This is a genomic window from Chromobacterium sp. INPA-IVC (assembly GCF_059047085.1).
Genome location: NZ_JBTNLS010000006.1, coordinates 1 through 19,898, shown reverse-complemented (window position 1 = coordinate 19,898; position 19,898 = coordinate 1). Strand labels below are relative to the sequence as shown.

At 62.8% G+C, this 19,898-nt stretch carries 16 protein-coding genes; 7 read left to right on the top strand and 9 right to left on the bottom strand.

All coding sequences use genetic code 11. From position 1 onward, the window contains the following. The first annotated feature begins 24 nt into the window (after nucleotides 1-24). The 5 genes from ACX17K_RS11750 (at nucleotide 25) to ACX17K_RS11730 (ending at nucleotide 5,598) form a co-directional block, all read left to right on the top strand. Nucleotides 25-1,023, top strand: coding sequence for a TerC family protein (locus ACX17K_RS11750; protein WP_493774941.1), 999 nt, complete (start codon nucleotides 25-27; stop codon nucleotides 1,021-1,023). A gap of 114 nt (nucleotides 1,024-1,137) precedes the next feature. Then, complete coding sequence (locus ACX17K_RS11745) at nucleotides 1,138-1,851, top strand: response regulator (RefSeq protein ID WP_493774940.1); 714 nt, start codon at nucleotides 1,138-1,140, stop codon at nucleotides 1,849-1,851. A 5-nt stretch (nucleotides 1,852-1,856) separates the two neighbouring features. Then, complete coding sequence (locus ACX17K_RS11740; RefSeq protein ID WP_493774939.1) at nucleotides 1,857-3,302, top strand: ATP-binding protein; 1,446 nt, start codon at nucleotides 1,857-1,859, stop codon at nucleotides 3,300-3,302. A gap of 448 nt (nucleotides 3,303-3,750) precedes the next feature. Continuing rightward, on the top strand, nucleotides 3,751-4,827 hold the full coding sequence (locus ACX17K_RS11735) for a porin (protein WP_343479339.1): 1,077 nt from the start codon (nucleotides 3,751-3,753) through the stop codon (nucleotides 4,825-4,827). A 156-nt stretch (nucleotides 4,828-4,983) separates the two neighbouring features. Beyond that, nucleotides 4,984-5,598 carry an LbetaH domain-containing protein gene (locus ACX17K_RS11730; RefSeq protein WP_493774938.1) on the top strand — a complete coding sequence of 205 codons (615 nt, stop codon included), beginning with the start codon at nucleotides 4,984-4,986 and terminating at the stop codon, nucleotides 5,596-5,598. A 46-nt stretch (nucleotides 5,599-5,644) separates the two neighbouring features. Here the strand turns inward: ACX17K_RS11730 and ACX17K_RS11725 are convergent, their stop codons facing one another. From ACX17K_RS11725 to ACX17K_RS11685, 9 genes are all read right to left on the bottom strand, one after another. Then, nucleotides 5,645-7,264: a flavin monoamine oxidase family protein gene (locus tag ACX17K_RS11725; RefSeq protein WP_493774937.1), complete on the bottom strand. Its 1,620-nt coding sequence runs from the start codon at nucleotides 7,262-7,264 to the stop codon at nucleotides 5,645-5,647. A 31-nt stretch (nucleotides 7,265-7,295) separates the two neighbouring features. Next, the gene (locus tag ACX17K_RS11720; protein ID WP_493774936.1) at nucleotides 7,296-9,209 is read right to left on the bottom strand and encodes a thiamine pyrophosphate-binding protein; all 1,914 of its coding nucleotides are present in this window, start codon (nucleotides 9,207-9,209) and stop codon (nucleotides 7,296-7,298) included. A gap of 322 nt (nucleotides 9,210-9,531) precedes the next feature. After that, a complete protein-coding gene (gene mgtA / locus ACX17K_RS11715) occupies nucleotides 9,532-12,276 on the bottom strand; it encodes a magnesium-translocating P-type ATPase (RefSeq protein ID WP_493774935.1) in 2,745 nt (914 codons plus the stop codon). A gap of 301 nt (nucleotides 12,277-12,577) precedes the next feature. Further along, entirely contained in the window at nucleotides 12,578-12,919 is a 342-nt protein-coding gene (locus tag ACX17K_RS11710) for a hypothetical protein (protein ID WP_021477519.1), read from the bottom strand. Nucleotides 12,920-13,149: 230 nt separating this feature from the next. Continuing rightward, nucleotides 13,150-13,527, bottom strand: a complete 378-nt coding sequence (locus ACX17K_RS11705; protein WP_231162076.1) for a hypothetical protein — start codon at nucleotides 13,525-13,527, stop codon at nucleotides 13,150-13,152. Between the two features lie 700 nt (nucleotides 13,528-14,227). After that, nucleotides 14,228-15,175: a lipoyl synthase gene (gene lipA / locus ACX17K_RS11700; RefSeq protein ID WP_343479331.1), complete on the bottom strand. Its 948-nt coding sequence runs from the start codon at nucleotides 15,173-15,175 to the stop codon at nucleotides 14,228-14,230. Beyond that, on the bottom strand, nucleotides 15,172-15,795 hold the full coding sequence (lipB, locus tag ACX17K_RS11695; RefSeq protein ID WP_021477524.1) for a lipoyl(octanoyl) transferase LipB: 624 nt from the start codon (nucleotides 15,793-15,795) through the stop codon (nucleotides 15,172-15,174). Before lipB ends, lipA begins: the two co-directional genes overlap by 4 nt. Before the next feature lie 17 nt (nucleotides 15,796-15,812). Then, a complete protein-coding gene (locus ACX17K_RS11690; RefSeq protein ID WP_493774934.1) occupies nucleotides 15,813-16,082 on the bottom strand; it encodes a YbeD family protein in 270 nt (89 codons plus the stop codon). A gap of 86 nt (nucleotides 16,083-16,168) precedes the next feature. After that, entirely contained in the window at nucleotides 16,169-17,314 is a 1,146-nt protein-coding gene (locus tag ACX17K_RS11685; protein WP_046157793.1) for a D-alanyl-D-alanine carboxypeptidase family protein, read from the bottom strand. A 203-nt stretch (nucleotides 17,315-17,517) separates the two neighbouring features. Here ACX17K_RS11685 and ilvA point away from each other — a divergent pair, with 203 nt between their 5' ends. Together ilvA and ACX17K_RS11675 are read left to right on the top strand one after the other, a co-directional pair. Next, nucleotides 17,518-19,047 (top strand): threonine ammonia-lyase, biosynthetic, encoded by a 1,530-nt coding sequence (gene ilvA / locus ACX17K_RS11680; protein ID WP_046157792.1) that lies wholly within the window; start codon nucleotides 17,518-17,520, stop codon nucleotides 19,045-19,047. A gap of 44 nt (nucleotides 19,048-19,091) precedes the next feature. Continuing rightward, nucleotides 19,092-19,739, top strand: coding sequence for an HAD family hydrolase (locus ACX17K_RS11675; protein ID WP_493774933.1), 648 nt, complete (start codon nucleotides 19,092-19,094; stop codon nucleotides 19,737-19,739). Nucleotides 19,740-19,898: the final 159 nt, after the last annotated feature.

Here is a 19,898-nt window from a genome sequence, read left to right as displayed (position 1 = left end):
TGACGGATTGAATGGAGTGTTGAAGTGATCGATTTTCTGACTGCCCCCGCGCTGGGCTACCCGCTGTGGACTTGGCTGGCTTTCCTGGCCGGCGTGCTGGCGCTTCTGGCGTTCGACCTCGGCATCCTGCAGAAGGACGGCCGCGAGATCGGCGTGCGCGACAGCCTGAAGCTGTCGGCGTTCTATATCGGCATCGGCCTGGCTTTCGGCGGCTGGGTGTGGTGGTATCGCGGCGCCGACGCCGGCGTGCAGTACTTCACCGGCTATCTGCTGGAGAAGTCGCTGTCGCTGGACAATGTGTTCGTGATCTCGCTGATCTTCGGCAGCATGGCGGTGCCGCGCGCGCTTCAGCACCGGGTGCTGTTCTGGGGCATCCTGGGCGCCATCCTGATGCGGGCGCTGATGATAGGCGCCGGCGCCGCGCTGGTGGCCGAGTTCCAGTGGGTGCTGCTGCTGTTCGGCATCTTCTTGTTGTGGGCCGGCCTGAAAATGCTGTTCTCCGGCGACGAGGAAGCCACGCCGCTCGCCGAGCAGAAGTTTTACCAGTGGCTGCGCCGCCGGATGCGGCTGACGCCGGAACTGCACGGCAACGCCTTCCTGGTGCGCGGCGAGCGCCATGGCCTGGACAAGGGATGGTGGGCGACGCCGCTGCTGCTGACGCTGATTCTGGTGGAGTCGGCCGACCTGGTGTTCGCGGTGGACAGCATCCCGGCCATCTTCGCGGTGACCCAGGATCCGTTCCTGGTCTACACCTCCAACATCTTCGCGATTCTGGGGCTGCGCGCGCTGTATTTCGCGCTGGCGGCCATGGTGCACCGCTTCCATTATCTGAAGTACGCGCTGGCCCTGGTGTTGGTGCTGATCGGCATCAAGGTGGGGCTGGTCTACCTGCACGACGCGGGCCTGGTGGCGTTCAAGCTGCCCACCGCCTGGTCGCTGCTGGCGACGGTGTCCCTGCTGGCCGGTGGCATCGGCTATTCCTGGCATCGAACCCGACAGGAACCGCACAGCGGAACCAATTGAAACCTTCGTCACTCCAACCCTGAGAGCGCGGGCGCCCAAACACGGCGCCCGCGCTGTTGTCGCGCTTGCAGGCGACACCTTCGTGATTAACTCCCGATACCTTAGGAACTGCCGATGTCTCAAGCTTCCCGCGTGCTTATTGTCGATGACGATCCGGATCTGCGCGATCTGCTTAGCGATTACCTGAGCCGCCAGGACATGGTTGTCGCGGCGGTGGGCGATGGCGAGGCGATGAACCGCGCCTTGGCCGAGCAGTCGTTCGACATCCTGATCCTGGATCTGATGTTGCCGGGCGAGGACGGCCTGAAACTGTGCCGCGACCTCCGCTCCCGCTCCAATATGCCGATCCTGATGCTGACGGCGCGCGGCGACGAACTGGACCGCATCATCGGCCTGGAAATGGGCGCCGACGATTACCTGCCCAAGCCGTTCAACCCGCGCGAATTGCTGGCCCGCGTGCGCAGCATCCTGCGCCGGGTGGAAGAGCGCCGCAACAACAGCGCGCTGCGCGCGCTGCAGTTCGGCGACTGGCGGCTGGAGCTGGGCGCCCAGCATCTGGTCGACGGCGGCGGCGTGGTGACGCCGCTGTCCGGCGGCGAATTCAAGCTGATGCAGGCGCTGGCCGAGAATTCGCAGCGCGTGATGTCGCGCGACCAGCTGATGGAAGCGATGAACGGCAAGGAAGCCGGTCCCTTCGACCGCACCGTCGACGTGATGATAGGCCGCTTGCGCCGCCGCCTGGGCGATGACGCCCGCGAACCGTTGCTGATCAAGACCATACGCAGCGGCGGCTACATGCTGGCTTGCGAGGTGGTGCCGGTGAGATGAGGCGCTTGCCTCGCACTCTGTACGGCCAGCTGTTGCTGACGCTGCTGACCAGCGTGCTGTTGGCCAACGTGATAGGCATCGCGCTGGTGCTGACCGATCGCGAGCGGCTCAGCCGCACCTTGCGCGCCGAGTACGTGGCGCAGCATCTTGCGGACATGATCAATCTGCTGGACGAAACCGCCGCGGCCAGCCGGCCCAAGCTGGCCGGCGCGCTGACTTCGCCCAACGCCCAGGTGCTGCTCGACCAGCCCTGGCGTGTCGGGGGCAAGACCAACCTGCCGGAAGCCGGCAAGCTGCGCGAACTGATCCAGGACGATCTTGGCTCTCCGTTCCGCCTGCAGGTGCTGTCCTTCCGCGACGACTCTCCCGATGCCGCGGAAGATTTGCTGCGCCCCTTCGTTGAGCCGGGCCAGCACGTGTTCACGCCGGGCAAGCAGTTCTGGGTGCAGGCTTTTCCCAACAAACTGGGCGAAGGCGGGCCGGAGTTCAAGATCCAGATGGCCACGGTGCAGGCGCAGCTGAAGGACGGCACCGTGGTGACCTTCCGCATCGGCCAGATATCCAGCGCGGCGGAAACGCCATGGCGGGTGACCGCCTGGCTGCTGCTGGTGGCGCTGGTGGTGGCCATGGCTTCCGCCTGGGCGGTGCGCCGCCTGACGCGGCCGCTGGCGCTGTTTTCCCAGGCGGCGACCGGGCTGGCGGCCAACCTCAACCAGCCGCCCTTGCCTGAAACCGGCACCCAGGAGGTGGTCAACGCCTCCCGAGCCTTCAACCGCATGCAACAGGAGCTGCAGCGTTATCTGCAGACGCGCAGCCAGATGCTGGCAGGCGTGTCGCACGATCTTCGCCTGCCCATCACCCGCGTCCGGCTGAGGCTGGAGCAGCTGGAGGAGGGGAGCGCGCGCCAGGCGATCGAGCGCGATCTGGTCGAGATGGATCAGCTGATAGGCGATACGCTGGCCTATTTGCGGATGGGGCAGGGCAATGAAAGCACGGTGCTGCTCAACGTCGGCGCCTTGCTGGAGGGCGTGGTCGAGGATGTGGAGGCGCTGGGCGCCGAAGTGGCGTGCCGGACGGAAACGGTGAAGCCCTTGTACGCCCGGCCGCAGGCCTTGCGCCGCTGCATCGCCAACCTGTTGGAGAATGCCCGCCGTTATGGCGGCGGCGTCGTGGAGGTGTCGTTGCGCGAGCGTGCCGGCCGCGTGGAAATCATGGTGCGAGATCATGGCCCGGGCATCGCCGAGGACGATCTCGAGCGGGTATTCGAGCCCTATGTGAGGCTGGAGCACTCCCGAGCCAAGCATACCGGCGGCAGCGGACTGGGGTTGGCGATTGCCCGGGCCATCGCGCGCGAGCATCACGGCGACATTTTCCTGTTCAATCACCCGCTGGGCGGCTTGTGCGCCGAGCTGCACTTCCCCGCGCAGCGCGAAGCGGCCGCTGATAGCTGAGCCGAGGGTCTGCGGGACATTGCGTCATGATCGCGCTCGCAGCGCGTGCGGAAGGGCTTAACAATGTTTGACAAAGTGCGCTGGCAAAGAAATTGATTCGAAAAACGAAAGCGAGTACACTCTAAATTGAGTCTGGTTGATGTCTGCATTCCTTAGGTTCGAGCAGGCTCAGGTCAAGTCTATCCTTATGTAAGGCCCACACATGTGGGCCTTTTTTTTCGATACTGAACATTGTTTCGGCGTTAATGGCTTTGTTAATGTTCATTAAGCAATAAAAATACACAAATTTGTTAAGTTTAGACAAAATTCCTGACTGAGTGATTGGTGTTGTATTTTTGCTGCTGTGATGTGTTTTTACAACATAGTACCGAAGTGTTCACTTGCATATATCCATCTGTGGAATTAGTATTCAATCGCTTTCTAAGACAAGCCACAAGGATTGTTCACCATGAAAAAAACTCTGATCGCCCTGGCGGTTGCCACTTTGCCGGCTGCCGCATTCGCTGATGTCACCATCTACGGCCAATTGAAGGCCGGCGTGGAAAATGTTGATGCTGCAGGCATCAACAAGACCAACGTTGATGACATGGGCTCCCGCATCGGCTTCAAAGGCAGCGAAGACCTGGGCAATGGCCTGAAGGCCATCTGGCAGGTTGAGAGCGGCTTCGACATCGATGGCTCCAACCGTCAGAAGTACGGCACGTTCGCCAGCCGCGAATCCTTCGTTGGCCTGGATACCGGCTACGGCAAGGTTCGCCTGGGCAACATTTCCACCTTCAGCGACTCCAACATGAGCGTCGTGAATCCGTGGGAAAGCTCCAGCGATGCACTGCAGCTGAACGCCTTCACCCGTGACGATGTTCGCGTGAAGAACGCCATCCGCTTCGACACCGCCAACTACAACGGTTTCCAAGGCGCGTTCCTGTACGGCACCAAGGAAGACAAGACCGCTTCCTTCGCTACCGTGCCTAGCGATAGCTCCCGCGAGCTGTATAACCTGGGCCTGTCCTACGAGAACAGCGGCTTCTTCGGCAAGTACCAGTACATCCACCAGACTCCGGTGACCATCGCTGGCGTGCGTACTCAGTCCAATGACAGCCACCGTCTGGAAGCTGGCTACAACGCCAACAACCTGCTGGTTGCCTTCGGCTACCGCAACGACCGCGGCGACAGCTCCGTGACCCCGCTGAGCTACTTCCTGGGCGATAATGCTCCGGCTCTGGATGGCAGCAAGTACAAGTCGCAAGAGTACGCGCTGACCGCCGCCTACACCCTGGGCGCCTTCACGCCGAAACTGACTTACGCGCAAGGCACCAACGTCAAGGTTGACGGCAACTCCGAACCGAACAGCGGCTACAAGCAGTTCCTGGTCGGCGTGGACTACCAAATGTCCAAGCGCACCACCGTTGGCCTGCAGTACGGCGAAGTGAAGGCTGATCAAGCCATCTTCACCAATGGCAGCGACACTGCTACCGCCGGTAACAAGCTGCGCGGCGTGGGCCTGAACATGGTTCACTCCTTCTAATACCGGCAACGGATTAGAACAGGCCGCGCCGATGGGCTGACATCGGCGCGCCGATACAAACTGCCGTTCCCGCAAGGGGGCGGCAGTTTTGTTTTGGATGCTTGCCGGCCTGCGCTTGCGCGCGTCAAATAGCTTCTTTGCCCTGAGGAGCGCCAGATGCCGGGATTTCACCGCTTGTTTCATTCCGTGGCCCAGGCTTTGCCCTGGCTTGATGTCGCCGACGAGCCCTGGCGATGGCTGGGAGACTTGCCTGATGCGTTGGCGGCGCTGCGCGCCGCAGCTAACCCTGAAGAATGGGTGTTGGATGGCGAGGCGATGATCCATCGCGGCGCAACACGGGAGGCGGGGGCGATCCTGAAGGGGCCGGTCTGGATAGGCCCCGGTTGCCGGGTGGCCGCCCACGCCTATCTGCGCGGCGGGGTGGTTCTATGTCCTGGCGCGACGGTCGGGCCCGGCTGCGAGATCAAGACTTCCATCGTCGGGCCGGGCAGCCGGCTGGCGCACTTCAATTTCGTCGGCGATTCGGTGCTGGGCGCCGACGTCAACCTGGAGGCCGGGAGCATCCTGGCCAATCACTGGAACGAGCGAGGCGACAAGACCATACGCCTGCATGTGGCCGGCAAGGTGTTGCTGCCGGGGCTGGAAAAGCTGGGCGCCTTGTTGGGCGATGGCGTGCGGGTGGGGGCCAACGCGGTATTGTCGCCGGGGACGGTGCTGGGAGAGGGCGCCGTGGTGCCGCGCCTGGGATTGGTGGATCAGGACCGGATTTGAAAACGGACCGCCGGCTTGGCCGGACGGTCCGTTGCCTAAGCGTCGATCACTGCGGGAAGGGCGCGACGCCGAGTTTTTCCAGCAGATAGCCGGCGGTTTGCAGCGCGCCCTCCACCCAGCCCTGCGCGTCGGAATAGGCCTCGCCGCAGATGTACAGCGGCAGGTCGGTTGGCTGCACCACGGCATGTTTCACTTCCCAGCTCTTCACGCCGATGTTCCAGCTGTTCCAGCCGCCGCCGAACGGATCGTCGCCCCAGTCGCGGTAGGCGGCGTTGCGCACCTTGGGGGTGTAGTTCAGGCTGTGCATCACGGTCAGCTGGCGGGTCACTTCCTCGGTCATCATCCGCGGCGCCTTGTACTGGTGCCAGTCCAGCTCGTCGCGCTGCACATTGTCGTCCACGCCGATGAAGGGATCGGCCAGCTGCGCCACATCCCTGCCGAGCGCTCTGGGCTGGCGGCGCTTGGCGCGCAGCCCGTCCCAGAAGCCGGTGTTGTCGCCGTCGTCGTAGCTGGCCAGCAGCATCGCATGGCCTTCGGTGGGGGCGGTGCCATCGCTCTTCGGCCAATAGTAGGTTTGCCGCACCGGCAGGTCGGTGACCGAGCGGCCGGCCTGCACCGCGATGTAGATCGGTTCGCCCTTGGCGTTGGTGGAGGAGTAGCCGGTGTTGCGCCACCAGGGGCTGTCATAGGTGGTGAACAGCTTGAACAGCGGCCGCGGCGTGACGGTGGAGATCAGCGCCTGGGTCTTGGCGTCCTGCAGCGCCGGGCTGGTGGCGGTCAGCAGTTCCAGCGAGCGGCGCGGCATCGCCAGGATCAGCTTCTTGGCCGTCGCCGCGCTGCCGTTGACCTGGAAGGCGAAGCCGTCTCCCTGCAAGGTGATGTGGGAGATGTGGGATGCCAGCCTGACGTCGCCGCCGGATTTTTCAAACAGCTGGGCCAGCGACAGCGGCACCTGCTGGAAGCCGTTGCTGAAGCCCATGTATTGCGGGCTGACCCCGAAGTCGGACAGATACCATGGAATCGCGTCCGCCGCGTTCCAGTTGCACAGGGTGGAGTCGTAGCCGCCGACATCTTCGGCGTAGTGGTAGGCCTCGCCGGTGATGACCCGCAGCAGCACGTTCCAGAAGCCTTGCTTGTACAGCGGCACGCCGCCGAACTCGGCGCTTTGCGCCATCTCGCGGCGCTGTTCCTCGTTCAGGTTAGAGTTGGTGATGCCGGGCACGATCTGTTCGATCGCGTTGACGATCACCTCGCCGGCGCTCTGGCCGTGATCGATGAAATTCAGCTGGTAGGGAACGATGTCCGGATCATTGGTGAAGTCGGCCAGGCGCAGGTAGACGCCGCGCAGGAAGGCGATGTTCTGGGGCTCGTCCACCGGAAACTTGTAGAGCGTGATCTGTTCGTCGGCCGGCAGCTCCTGATTCAATTCGGTGATCAATTTCGTCACCAGCGGCTGCACCGCGGGCAGGATGCGCATGCCGCCCAGCTCCGCCACCATGTCGGGAATATCGGGCGGGCGCACCGACAGCAGCCGTCCGCCGATGTGGTCGCTGGCTTCGAATACGGCGATCTTCTGTCCGGGGTTGGTTTGTTTCAGCCGCCAGGCGCAATAGACGCCGGATACGCCGCCGCCGACGATGGCGATGTCGAAATTTTCTTCAGCCATGGTGCTGTTTCCTTCTCTGGGTGGATTGCGTTCAGAAGATCACCGGCACATTGCCCGGCAGGCCCGCATCGTCGTTGCGCCGCAGCGCGTCCGCGCCGAAGTGGAAGCAGTCCAGTCGGGGCTGTTTTTCGTAGCGGGCATTGGCTTCTTCCGGCGTCGGCGGGGTTTGCTCCAGGCCAACGGTGTGCATGTCCAGCACGTAGGCGTGGCCGCCCAGCGCGTGGTCAATGCCGCGCCTGACCGCCGCGCGCACGTCTTCCGGATGGCGGACGACCTCGCCCTCCATGCCGCCGAAGGCCTTGGCCAGGGTGACGAAATCCGGCTTGGGACGATGGATGCGCAGGTATTCCGGGTCTTGCGTCTTGGCGGTCCACTCGTAGCCGGGCGCGTCGCCGTATATCGACTCCACCTGCTGCAGACCCATCTGCAGCGTGTGGTATTCGTGGTTGTTGGTGATGATGTAGAGCACGCCCAGCTGGCGGTGTTGCGCGGTCCACCAGGTTTGCGGGTAGAACAGCGAGGAGCCGTCGCCGGTGGCGGCGACGACGAAGCGGGTGTCTATGCCCTGGCAGCCGTCTGGTTCCAGCTTGATGCCCAGCGTGGCCGGCATCGACCAGCCCAGCGAGCCGCCGCCGACGCAGTAGTAGCTGATCGGCGCGGCCGCTTGGTCGGTGAACGGCAGCAGGTATTGGAACGGCGCCGGATCGGATACCGCCTCGTGCACGTAGACGAACTGCTTTTCCAGCTGGCGCTCGCCGATTTCCTTGCGCAGCGCGTCGGCGATCACCACCGCCCAGATCTCGTTCTGGTGCATCGCTTCGCGTAGATAGGCGTCCCAGGCGATCTTGCGCTGGGCGGCCAGTTCTTTCAGCTTGGCGTTGCGCGCGACGGCCGCCGGGGAGGGCTGGTCGCCGATCAGCTGGTTGATCAGCGGCAGCGTGGCTTTCAGGTCGCCGAACAGCGCGGCCTCTCCGTAGTAGTTCTTGCCGATGTCCCAGGTGTGGTTGCTGAGGTAGACCTGGGTGACATTTGGCGGGATCAGCGGGCCGTCGCTGTACTTGTAGACCGTGATCTGCGCCTGGTTGCTGAAGCCGCATAGAAAGGCGACGTCATGGCCGGCGAACACTTGCTGCACGCCGGATTGGCTGCCGGGCAGCTCGCCCTGCCAGTGGTAATCGTTGTTGGGGAAGTTGGCCAGGCTGCTGAAGGTTTGCTGCAGCACCGGCGCGCCCAGCAGCTCCGCCATCCGCTGCAGTTCCGGCCAGGCTTCGGCGTAGCCGGCGGCGTCTCCGGTGACGATGATGGGATTCTTGGCCTCGCGCAGCAGCTGCGCCGCCTGCGCTATCGCCTGGCGATCGGCGGTGAAGTGCGGCGAGATCTTCGTCACGCCCTTGATGCGATCGTCGTCGCCGATGCGGCGCATGGTGAATTCCCAAGGAATGGCGACGAAAACCGGGCCGTTGGGCGGCGCCATCGCCTCCTTGAACGCGCGCTGCAACACCATCGGCAATTCCTGCTCGGTGCGGACCTCATGCGCCCACTTGGTGTATTGGCGGGCCAGGTCCACCAGATTGGATGCCAAGAGTGGCTCCTGGGTGACCAGCTCGTTCTGCTGCTGGCAACACAGGATCACCAGCGGCGCTTGCGAGCGCCAAGCGTTGAACAGATTGCCGATGGCGTGGGCGATGCCGGGCGTTACGTGGACCACCAGCACCCCGGGCTTGCCGGTCATCCGCGCCGAACCCATCGCCGCGCCGATGGCGATGTTCTCGTGCAGGCATTCAATGTACTCCACCTCGTTTTCCGGGTAGGAGGTGCCGTCGATGATGGGAATCTCGTTGGTGCCGGGCACGCCGAAAATGCGGTGTATGCCCAGCTGGCTCAGAATGTCGAACACATAATCGCGCGCCCAGCGCTTCTGGCCGCCTGCATCGTCCATGCTCATGATTTTCTCCATCTGGTTATTGGAATGGATACTGTTTGTGGTAATTCAGCCCGGAGCGGATGGATATGGACGAAGCCTTGCCGGATTAATTTCCACAGCTTGCGGGAGGCGGCCGGCATGAGGGAGGGGCCGTGATTTTCATGAGGAGGGAAGAAGAGACGGGAGCGCTTAGGTACGAATACTAGCTGTCTAAAAGTGCAGGTTTTGCACAAAAAGCCTGGTGGCTTGGAGGTTGCTGAACTACAGGCGGGTTGGCGATATGAAAAAGGCCGGTCGTGGACCGGCCTCAGGCATGTTATGGCGTTGCTGTGTTGTCAGATGCTCAGAACCATTGGCCGTAACGCTTGATGTAGATGGTCTTCACCGTCTGCGTCAGCGCCAGATAGCCGGCCATCGTCAGCAGCAGCCACCAGAAGTAGCTGGAGTCCAACTGGATGAAGCCCAGCGAGGACGCGATCGGCGAGAACGGCAGGTAGCAGGCGATGGCGATGGCGATCGAAGTCGACAGCAGCACCGGCAGCGACGCCGTGCTTTGCAGGAACGGAATCTTGCGGGTGCGCAGCATGTGCACCACCAGCGTCTGCGAGATCAGGCCTTCCATGAACCAGCCGGTGTTCATGATCAGCTGGCCGCCGTCGCCGCCGTGCATGTGGTAGGCCGCGCCTGCGCCGAACACTGTCCACAGCAGGATGTAGGTGGTGATGTCGAACACCGAGGACGTCGGTCCCAGCCACAGCATGAAGCGCTTGATGTTGCCGGCTTCCCATTTGCGCGGCTTCTTCAGGAAATCCGGGTCCATCTTGTCCCAAGGCAGGAACATCTGCGACAAGTCGTAGATCAGGTTCTGCAGCAACAGCTGCATCGCCAGCATCGGCTCCCATGGCAGCCAGGCCGAGGCCACCAGCACCGAGAACACGTTGCCGAAGTTGGAGCTGGCGGTCATGTTCAGGTACTTGAGGATGTTGCCGAAGGTTTCGCGGCCCTTGATCACGCCTTCTTCCAGCACCATCAGGCTCTTTTCCAGCAGGATGATGTCGGCGGTTTCCTTGGCGATGTCGGCGCCGCTGTCCACCGAGATGCCGACGTCGGCGTCGCGCAGCGCCGGCGCGTCGTTGATGCCGTCGCCGAGGAAGCCGACGGTATGGCCGTTGGCCTGCAATGCTTTCACTACGCGAGACTTTTGCAGCGGCGTCAGCTTGGCGAAAATGGTGGTGCGTTTGACCGCGGCGCACAGCGCCACATCGTCCATCGCCTCGATTTCCGGGCCCAGCAGCGGCTTGCCCGGATTGAGGCCGACGTCGCGGCAGACCTTGGCGGTGACGATGGGATTGTCGCCGGTCAGTACTTTGACCGTGACGCCGTACTCGTTCAGCGCCTTGATCGCCGGCGCGGCCGAATCCTTCGGCGGATCGAGGAAGGTCAGGAAGCCGCGCGCCACCAGGCCTTTTTCGTCGGCGGTCTGGTAAGCGTTCTTGCGCTCGTCGGACGGGATATGGCGGGTAGCCACCACCAGCACGCGGTAGCCTTCGGCGTTGAACTCCTGGCTCAGGCGCAGCAGGCGGGCGCGCTCTTCCGCGTTCAGCACGCGCACGTCGTCTCCATCCTGGATGTGGCTGCAGACAGCCAGCATCTCTTCCACCGCGCCCTTGGACACCATCAGCTGCTGGCCATTCTGCTCCTGCAGGATCACCGACAGCCGGCGGCGCTCGAAGTCGAACGGCAGTTCGTCCACCTTGCTGTAATGGCGCAGCTTGACTCGCTCGCCCAGCTCGTCGGCGCGTTCGACGATGGCGATGTCCATCAGGTTCTTCATGCCGCTCTGGTGGAAGCTGTTGAGCCAGGCCAGCTGCAGCGTGGTTTCGTCCTTGTCGCCGTAGACGTCGTAATGGTGCTCCAGGATGATCTTGTCCTGGGTCAGGGTGCCGGTCTTGTCGGTGCACAGCACATCCATCGCGCCGAAGTTCTGCACCGAGTTCAGCCGCTTCACCACCACCTTGCGCCGCGCCATCGCCACCGCGCCCTTGGCCAGGTTGGCGGAGACGATCATCGGCAGCATTTCCGGCGTCAGGCCCACGGCCACCGCCAGCGCGAAGGTGAGGGCGGACATCCAGTCGCCCTTGGTGACGCCGTTGATCATGAAGACGATGGGCACCATCACCAGCATGAAGCGGATCAGCAGCCAGGACACGCTGTTGACGCCCTTGTCGAAGCTGGTCTCGATGCGCTTGTGGCTGACCACGTTGCGCGCCAGCGAGCCGAAATAGGTATCGGTGCCGGTGGCCACCACCACCGCGCGGGCAGTGCCGGACACCACGTTGGTGCCCATGAAGCAGGCGTTGGAGAGGTCAAGCAAACCGGCGTCGCCGTCGGTCTGGCCATCGGCGGATTTGGCGGCCACTGAGCCTAGGGTGTCGTACTTCTCCACCGGCAGCGCCTCGCCGGTCAATACCGCCTGGCTGATGAACAGGTCGCGGGATTCCAGCAGCCGCACATCGGCGGGCACCATGTCGCCGGCTTGCAGGTGGACGATGTCGCCGACCACCAGCTCGGTCATCGGCACCTCCATGCGCAAGGGCACGGTCGGCGAAGTAGGGCGGCGCTGGACGGTGGCGGTGTTGCGCACCAGCGATTTCAGTTTTTCCGCCGCCTTGGCCGAGCGGTATTCCTGCCAGAAACGCAGCATGCCGCTGACGCCGATCATGCTGGCCAGGATGATGACCTTGGTCCAGTCTTGGTCGTCCGGGGCCGCCATCGCGATATCCATCACGTAGCTGATCGCGGCCAGCGCGATCAGCACCATCACGAACGGGTTCTTGAATGCCAGCAGCAGCTGAATCAGCGCATGCGGCGGCTTGTCGTGGGCCACTTCGTTGCGGCCGTATTGCTCCAGCCGCTGGGCGGCCTCGGCGGAGGTCAGGCCTTCCGGCTGGCTGCGCAGCCGCTTGAAGGTTTCTTCCTGCGGCAGCAAGGCTTCGTGGGCCAGACGGAAGGCGATTTGGTCGCCGGTTTTGCCCGGAGCGGCGATGAAGCCCCGGTTCCGTTTGCGGGGGGTGAGGTTCTTGGTCATGGTAAATCTCCTGGCGCTGCGGGCACGACCAGCCCTGCCATTCGAGCATGCCCGCGATCCCGCCTTCCGCGCGCCGTGAAACGGCCGATGTCGGAAAGGATCGTGAGCAGGCTCTCGTGCATCAGCGCCGACAATGTGTCAGCTCGAAAAGCGAGAGAACATTGCCGCCCGTTGGGGGGCTCTGCGCGAACGCCCCAGCGGGTGGCATCTCAAAAGGTGGTGGGGGTGCTATGTCATGCCGTCTCCTGTGCTGCTTGGGCGCCGGCCGGGAAGGCGCGGCGCGTGATTTCGGAAGACGGCGTCAGGCCAGCGCGCGGTTGGCGGTGGGCGGCAGCGACAGGCATTCCAGCTTCACCTGGGTCAGCGGCAGCGTGGTCAGGCGCTGGGCGATGCCCTGCAGGAAATGCATGCAGGCGGTGGAGTCGGAACGGAAGTCCGCGCTGATCAGCCAGGGCGCGGCGGCCAGGATGGCGCCGCGGGCGGGGGCCTGCGGCTGTTCCCGCCATTGCAGGATGCGCAGGCCATGTTTCAGCGCCTGGCCGCGCAGTTCGCGGCGGGCCGCGCCCAGCGACATGGCCGGGCAGGCGATGGACAATTGGTAGCGCTGTTGCTGGCGCGGATTCAGGAAGGGATTCTGCATCATCGTAAGCTCCTGGCCGCGCGGGGCCGGACGGACCGGCCATCGCGCGCGGCGACGGATGTCCGCGTCCTGCTTGGGGACGCGAAACGGATCGGGTCATGCCGCGGCGGCATTCCCCGATGCTTACGACGGGGGATTACCGGCGGCGAAGGCTTGCTGTTTGCGGCTCGGGCTCTTCGGGCATGTCGGCGTGTTCCTCGCTTAAGGTGGCGTGGCGGATGAATCTATGGATGTCAGGCGATTCTGGCGCGGCCGTGGCCGAACAGTCCGCGCGTCTGTGGGCGGGCGGCTTGTGCGCGGCGGCCCCAGTGGACGCGGTGGATTTCCGGCAGCTGGCTCAGGCGCAGCGCCATGTCGTCCAGAATCTGGCGCTGCTGCAGCGGGCAATTCAGCACTACCGACAGCTTGCAGTGGCTATCGGAACCTTCCGGCGCGATGGTGACCTGAGAGGCGCGCAGGCCCAGATCGTGCATTTCCCAAAACAGGCGTTTGCGCAGCGTGGTGATCACGTCTTTATCGCAAACGATATTCAGACGGAAATCGGCGGATGCGGCAGTTTGATTATTGCGGGTGAAGTATTTCAGCAGCTGGGTCAATTTCAGGGCGTGCATATTGAGTCCCCCATTATTATTTCAACAGGTAATAAACATCCCGTTCCGGTTGAATAAACCGTAATCGTGGACGTACTCCGATATTGAACGAGCGAATATCGCGCAGCTGCTGGTCTGCTTATTCCCACCCGGGGGAAGGTCAGCCTGTCCGGCAGGCGTGCGACGCATTCGCTCGCGGTTCTGGCTCTTCCGGCATGGAATCTCCTTTGCGAAACGAAAGCATGCGCAAACAATCCGTCTGACGCGTGATCTGTCGATGGGGGCGTTGGCCGCAGCGACGCGGGCCTGCTTGAACGGCGCGGCCGATTAAGGCCGGGCAGTGTCCGTCATGAGGCGCGGTGCGTCGTATTGCGGCTTGGGAGCCGGCTTGTCGCCGGATCTGGACGCCACATCCTGCTTGCAGGATGCGGCAGAGGAAGGGTGTTCGGTCTGCTGAAATCCTGCAAGGCTTAAACTGCGATCGAAGATCGACTAGAACCGTCGTTGTCCACGGTCTGCCTTTGCAAAATTAATAACAAGCCAACTATAAGCGAAATTCGTTATTAAATCAAACCCGATTGTTATTTGATCGAATCGGCGTGGCGGATTTGTCTAATCCGGGAAAGATATCCGCTTTCGGGAATGGCGGAAGTGGAGGGGAGTAGAAAAACGGCATCCGGATTTTGATCCCGGATGCCGCTTGGGGTATTGATTTTCGGCGTTACACGCCCGCTTCGTGCGCCTGTTCGTCCGCGTGGTAGCTGGAGCGCACCATGGCGCCGACGGCGGCGTGGACGAAGCCCATTTCGTAGGCTTTTTCCTCGAACATCTTGAACACGTCCGGATGCACGTAGCGCAGCACCGGCAGGTGGCCGTCGGACGGCTGCAGATATTGGCCGATGGTCAGCATGTCCACGTTGTGGGCGCGCATGTCGCGCATCACTTCCAGGATTTCCTCGTCGGTCTCGCCCAGGCCGACCATCAGGCCGGACTTGGTGCGGACGTCGGGATTCTTCGCCTTGTAGTCCTTGAGGAGCTGCAGCGAGTGCGCGTAGTCGGCGCCCGGGCGGGCCTGCTTGTACAGGCGCGGCACGGTTTCCAGGTTGTGGTTCATCACGTCCGGCGGCGTCTGGGTCAGAATGTCGACGGCGATGTCCAGGCGGCCGCGGAAATCCGGCACCAGCGTTTCGATCTGGGTGTTCGGCGACATGGTACGCACCGCGCCGATGCAGTCGGCGAAGTGCTGGGCGCCGCCGTCGCGCAGGTCGTCGCGGTCCACCGAGGTGACCACCACGTATTTGAGCCGCATCGCGGCCACGCTCTCGGCCAGGTGCTTGGGCTCGTTCGGGTCCAGCGGATTGGGGCGGCCGTGGCCGACGTCGCAGAATGGGCAGCGGCGGGTGCAGATGTCGCCCATGATCATGAAGGTGGCGGTGCCCTTGCTGAAGCACTCGCCGATGTTCGGGCAGGTGGCTTCTTCGCAGACGGTGTGCAGCTTCTGCTCGCGCAGGATCTGTTTGATCTCGTGGAAGCGCTGGCCGTTGGGCAGCTTGGCGCGGATCCACTCCGGCTTTTTCAGCTTTTCGTCCAGCGGCACGATCTTGATCGGGATGCGGGCGGTCTTGGCCGCGCCCTTGTGCTTCACCCCGGCCTGGTTGTCCGGCTTCATGCGGTCTCCTTGCTTATGCTCAGGTGGCGTTCCAGGTGCGGCAGCAGCTTGTCGGCGGCTTCGGCGACCGTGAGGTTCACGCCCAGATTCTTCATTTGGGTCACCTTGAGGTTGGCGTAGCCGCAAGGGTTGATCCAGCTAAACGGGGTCAGGTCCATGTCCACATTCAGGCTCAGGCCGTGGTAGGTGGCGCCGTTCTTGATGCGCAGGCCCAGCGAGGCGATCTTGGCGCCGTCCACATAGACGCCGGGCGCGTCCACGTCGCCATTGGCGGCGATGCCCTGTTCGGCCAGCATGTCGATGATGGCCTGTTCGATGTGGCGCACCAAGTCGCGCACGCCGACGCGCATGCGCTTGAAGTCCACCAGCAGGTAGACCACCAGTTGGCCGGGGCCGTGATAGGTGATCTGGCCGCCGCGGTCGGTCTTCACCACCGGGACGTCGTTCTGCTGCAGCAGATGTTCCGGCTTGCCGGCGAGGCCTTGGGTGAATACCGGCGGATGTTCCACCACCCACAGCTCGTCGCGGGTCTCGGCGGCGCGGCTGTCGGTGAAGGCCTGCATGGCGCGCCAGGTCGGCTCGTAATCGACCCGGCCCAGATGTTTGATGATGCGAGGCACCTGAACTCCCGGTGTTTTTAGAGGACCATCTTTACCATCGGGTGGCCGGTCAGCGACAGATAGATGTTGTCGAGCTGCTGGCGCGAGGTGGCGGTGACGGTGACGGTCAGCGCATAGAAGCGGCCGCCGGAGCTTTCGCGCAGCACCACATCGATCTCGGCGAGATCGGGGGCGTTGATGCGAACCACTTCGGTGATGGTGGTGACGAATTCATCATGCCGCTCGCCCATGATCTTGAGCGGAAAGCGACAGGGGAATTCCATCAGTTCCTGTTTTTCGTCGGACATGTCTGGCTACTCTGATGCGATTACAAAATGGCAGGCCGCGGACGAGCCGCGGCGCTGCGTACTACTGAATACTATTATACCGCGGCTTACTTCCAGCCGAGCATCAGCTTCAGGCTGTCCCACAGCCGGCTGAAGAAGCCGCCTTCTTCCACGGCTTTCAATGCTACCACCGGACGCTCCAGTAGAGGTTTCCCATCAAGGGTGACGGTCAGCTTGCCCACCACCTGGCCGGCCTTGATCGGCGCGATCAGCGGCTGCATGGTGGTCATGTCGGCCTTCAGCTTGGCGGCCTGGCCCTTGGCCACGGTGGCGAACACGTCGCCGCTGAAGCCTACGGAAACCGCCTTTTCGCTGCCCTTGTACACGGAAACGTCCGAGACGCGGGTATTCGCAGCATAAAGTTTGGGCGTGTCGAAGAATTGCAAGCCGTAGTTCAGCAGTTTGGAGCTTTCCACCGCGCGCGCCTCGGGGCTGGCAGTGCCGACGACGACGGAGATCACGCGGCGGCCATCGCGGTGGCTGGAGGTGACCATATTGTAGCCGGCGCTGTCGGTATAGCCGGTCTTCATGCCGTCGACGTTGGGGTCGCGGTACAGCAGCAGGTTGCGGTTCGGCTGCTTGATGTTGTTGTAGGTGAACGACTTCATCGAGTAGATCGGGTAGAACTCGGGATAATCGCGGATCAGCGCGGCGGCCAGGATGCCCAGATCGTGCACCGTGGTGTAATGGCCGTCGTGCGGCAGACCGGTGGCGTTCTTGAACTGGGTGTTCTTCATGCCCAGCTTTTGCGCCTGCTGGGTCATCAGCTGGCCGAACACGTCTTCGCTGCCGGCGATGGCTTCGGCCAGCGTCACGCAGGCGTCGTTGCCGGACTGGACGATCATGCCCTTGATCAGGTCATCGACTTTGGCCGGGACTTTCGGGTCCAGGAACATCCGCGAGCCTTCGGTCTTCCAGCCGCGCTGAGACACGGTCAGCGTCTGTTCCAGAGACAGGCGCTTTTCCTTCAGCGCCTTGAAAGTCAGATAGGCGGTCATCAGCTTGGTCAGCGAGGCCGGTTCGACGCGGGCGTCCGGATCGCGGGCGGCGAGCACCTGCTGGCTGTTGTAGTCGAGCAGGTAATAGGCCTTGCCGGCGATTTCCGGCGTCGGCGGCACGAATGCGGTATTGGCAAAGCCAAACGAGGGCAGCGCCAGCGCGGCGGCCACCAGGGCAGAGGTGAATTTTTTCATTTTCTGGAGGGGGCTTGCTAGGGGTAACAAACAGTAGCCGTTGATTATACACACTCGGGCTACCTGCGCAGCCGGAAAAAGCCTGTCCGACATGTTGCATATTGCAATGCAGCAAATTCTGCCGGACAGGTCTCCCGCTGGTTTGGAGTTCCTGATACTCTGACAGTTCAAATACAAGAAACTATCAGGGACAAGGCATCGCCATGAGCAACAAGCAAGACTATCTGGAACGCATCCTCACTTCGCGGGTTTACGACGTGGCGGTGGAAACGCCGCTGGAGCTGGCCCCCAATCTGTCGCGTCGTTACCGCAACAACATCCTGCTCAAGCGCGAGGACCTGCAGCCGGTGTTCTCGTTCAAGCTGCGCGGCGCTTACAACAAGATGGCCAAGCTGACGCCCGAGCAGCGCGCGCGCGGCGTGATCACCGCCAGCGCCGGCAACCACGCCCAGGGCGTGGCGCTGTCGGCCAGCAAGCTGGGTTGCGAGGCGGTGATCGTGATGCCGGTGACCACGCCGCAGATCAAGATCGATGCGGTGAAGCAGCGCGGCGGCCAGGTGGTGTTGTCGGGCGATTCGTTCAACGAGGCTTTTCAGCATGCGGTGAAGCTGGCTGAGGAAAGCGGCCGCACTTATATTCCGCCGTTCGACGATCCGGATGTGATTGCTGGTCAGGGCACGGTGGGCATGGAAATCTTGCGCCAGCATCCGGATGATCTGAATGCGGTGTTCGTCGCCATCGGCGGCGGCGGTCTGGCGGCCGGCGTGGCCAGCTTCATCAAGCGGCTGAAGCCGGAGATCAAGATCATCGGCGTGCAGCCGGTGGATTCCGACGCGATGCGCCAGTCTATAGAGAAGGGCGAGCGGGTCGAGCTGAAGGACGTCGGCCTGTTCGCTGACGGCGTGGCAGTCAAGCTGGTGGGAGAGGAAACCTTCCGCATCTGCCGCGAGTTGCTGGACGAGATCATTCTGGTCGATTCCGACGCCATCTGCGCGGCGATCAAGGATATCTTCGAGGACACCCGCTCCATCGTCGAACCGGCCGGCGCGCTGGCGGTAGCCGGGGTCAAGGCCTACATCGAGCGCGAAGGCTGCGAGGGGCAGTCGCTGGTGGCGATCTCCTGCGGCGCCAATATGAATTTCGACCGCTTGCGCCATGTGTCGGAGCGCTCGGAGCTCGGCGAGCGGCGCGAGGCCATCATCGCCGTCACCATTCCGGAGAAGCCGGGCAGCTTTAAGCGCTTCTGTTCGGTGATCGGCGGACGCAACATCACCGAGTTCAACTACCGCTTTGCCGATCCCAGCGTCGCCCATGTCTTCGTCGGCGTGCAGATCGCCGGCCGGGACGATGTGGAAAGGCTGATCGGCGACTTGCGCGCGGCGGAGCTGGATGGCATCGACCTGACCGACAACGAGCTGGCCAAGCTGCATATCCGCCACTTGGTCGGCGGGCATGCGCCGCAGTTGAAGGACGAGCGGGTGCTGCGCTTCGAGTTTCCGGACCGTCCCGGCGCGCTGATGCGTTTCCTGGAGGCGATGCGCACCGACTGGAACATCAGCTTGTTCCATTACCGCAATCACGGCGCCGATTACGGACGGGTGCTGGTTGGCATTCAGGTGCCGTCCGGCGACGCGCAAGCCTTCCAGCAATTCCTCGACACGCTCGGATATCCTTATATAGAGGAAACCGAAAATCCGGCGTATCGATTGTTTCTTGGCAAGACTATCCGTTGATGGTGCAATGTTGCTCTCATTCCCAATCCGGTGAAGCAGGAATCATGATCAAGGCAGTATTGTTCGATTTGGACGGCACGCTGGCCGACACCGCCCGCGATTTGGGCGCGGCGTTGAACCGCCTGTTGGCGGAGGAGGGACTCGCCCCCCTGTCTTATGAGCTGATCCGTCCCGTCGCCAGCCACGGCGCGCGTGGTCTGGTTCGGCTTGGCTTCGGCGCCGATCTCGATGCCGACCGGATGGAGGCGCTGCGGGTGCGTTTCATGGATCTCTATGATGCCAACCTCGCGGGGGAGACCACGCTGTTCGATGGCGTGAATGAGTTGATCTCCGAACTGGATAAGCGGGGGTTGGCCTGGGGCATCATCACCAACAAGTCGATGCGTTTCACCGACCGTTTGGTGCCGTGGCTGCCTTTCGCCATTCCGCCGGCCGTGATCGTCAGCGGCGATACCGTCGGCGTGGCCAAGCCCGACCCCAAGCCGATGCTGCACGCGACCAGCCAGATCGGCATCGCGCCCGAACATTGCATGTATGTCGGCGATGCCGAACGCGATATCCAGGCGGGCCGCAATGTTGGAATGAAGACGGTGCTGGTCAACTGGGGCTATTTCTCCGAGCAGGACCAGCCGGAGCAGTGGGGCGCGGATATCGACATCGATCATCCATTGCAACTGCTTGACCATCTATAAGGACGAGTGGGAAGGGCATTGAAACAGGCCGGCGGCAACGCCGGCCTGTTTGTTTTGCGGTGCTCCAGCGCGGCGGAAGCGGGCAGGCATGCGCTTTTTTACAGGCAGGTTCAAATACCCTTTGTTCATATCTTCTGTCAGATCATGGGCTTGTCTGCG

What these genes read in the sequence shown, in the direction of transcription:
- ACX17K_RS11710 (WP_021477519.1), bottom strand. Translation starts at nt 12,919, where the DNA reads ATGATGCAGAATCCCTTCCTGAATCCGCGCCAGCAACAGCGCTACCAA.
- ACX17K_RS11745 (WP_493774940.1), top strand. Translation starts at nt 1,138, where the DNA reads ATGTCTCAAGCTTCCCGCGTGCTTATTGTCGATGACGATCCGGATCTG.
- ACX17K_RS11705 (WP_231162076.1), bottom strand. Translation starts at nt 13,527, where the DNA reads ATGCACGCCCTGAAATTGACCCAGCTGCTGAAATACTTCACCCGCAAT.
- ACX17K_RS11675 (WP_493774933.1), top strand. Translation starts at nt 19,092, where the DNA reads ATGATCAAGGCAGTATTGTTCGATTTGGACGGCACGCTGGCCGACACC.
- ilvA (WP_046157792.1), top strand. Translation starts at nt 17,518, where the DNA reads ATGAGCAACAAGCAAGACTATCTGGAACGCATCCTCACTTCGCGGGTT.
- ACX17K_RS11735 (WP_343479339.1), top strand. Translation starts at nt 3,751, where the DNA reads ATGAAAAAAACTCTGATCGCCCTGGCGGTTGCCACTTTGCCGGCTGCC.
- mgtA (WP_493774935.1), bottom strand. Translation starts at nt 12,276, where the DNA reads ATGACCAAGAACCTCACCCCCCGCAAACGGAACCGGGGCTTCATCGCC.
- ACX17K_RS11730 (WP_493774938.1), top strand. Translation starts at nt 4,984, where the DNA reads ATGCCGGGATTTCACCGCTTGTTTCATTCCGTGGCCCAGGCTTTGCCC.
- ACX17K_RS11685 (WP_046157793.1), bottom strand. Translation starts at nt 17,314, where the DNA reads ATGAAAAAATTCACCTCTGCCCTGGTGGCCGCCGCGCTGGCGCTGCCC.
- ACX17K_RS11720 (WP_493774936.1), bottom strand. Translation starts at nt 9,209, where the DNA reads ATGAGCATGGACGATGCAGGCGGCCAGAAGCGCTGGGCGCGCGATTAT.
- ACX17K_RS11725 (WP_493774937.1), bottom strand. Translation starts at nt 7,264, where the DNA reads ATGGCTGAAGAAAATTTCGACATCGCCATCGTCGGCGGCGGCGTATCC.
- lipA (WP_343479331.1), bottom strand. Translation starts at nt 15,175, where the DNA reads ATGAAGCCGGACAACCAGGCCGGGGTGAAGCACAAGGGCGCGGCCAAG.
- ACX17K_RS11690 (WP_493774934.1), bottom strand. Translation starts at nt 16,082, where the DNA reads ATGTCCGACGAAAAACAGGAACTGATGGAATTCCCCTGTCGCTTTCCG.